We start from the raw sequence: 824 nt of genomic DNA on the forward strand, positions 1-824 counted from the left end.
GTGCGCCCGGACGAGCGGGTGGCGATCTGTTTACAGCGTAGTGTCGAGATGGTGGTGTCGCTCTTAGGTGTGCTTAAGGCGGGCGGTGCGTATGTGCCGCTGGATCCGGCCTATCCACGGGAGCGACTGGCCTACATGCAGGCCGATTGCGGCGCGGTGGTGGTGTTGACGGATACCATCAGCCGCCATCTTGTCGGGGACAGTGGCATTTCTACGGTGATCGTCGATCTGCAAGCCGACGCCGAGCGCTGGGCACACCTGCCCGACAGTAATCCGGACCGCAACGCCAGTGGCCTGACTGCACTTCACTTGGCGTATGTCATCTATACCTCCGGATCGACTGGTACGCCCAAAGGCGTGATGATCGAGCACAGGAATCTCTGCAACTACGCGTTGGATGCGGTGAGACTGTTCGGGGTGACGCACACCGATTTGGTCTTGCAACAGAATTCGATCAGCTTCGATCTTTCGGTGGAAGAAATCTTTCCTGCCTTGCTCGGCGGTGCTGCGCTCGTTCTTGCACCAACGATATTCGGCGCTGTCGATCATGGATGCACCGATACCTCTTTGTACCCACGGGTGACGGTCGTGCATTTGACGATGGCGCATTGGCATAGCCTTGTCGGTGCATGGAAGCAATCGCCGGAACTGGCGCGTGCACAACTGCAAGGTGTGCGACTGCTCAATGTGACTGGAGATGCGATATCTCCGCAGAAATTAAGGCAGTGGCATGCGTTACGTCCTTACGACATAGAGGTTGTCAATACCTATGGACCGACGGAGACCACGGTTTCTTGTACTGCGGAACATCTGAGGCAAGATGC

The 824-nt window shown here is 57.2% G+C and carries 1 protein-coding gene; it reads left to right on the forward strand.

What is annotated here, in order from left to right; translation table 11 throughout:
* Positions 1-824, forward strand: an 824-nt coding sequence (locus XALGPE39_RS03840) for an AMP-binding protein (protein WP_045727059.1), incomplete at both ends; no start/stop codon positions are given.

Origin of the sequence: Xanthomonas sp. GPE 39, from assembly GCF_000963005.1 — a bacterium.
Taxonomy (GTDB): Bacteria; Pseudomonadota; Gammaproteobacteria; order Xanthomonadales; family Xanthomonadaceae; genus Xanthomonas_A.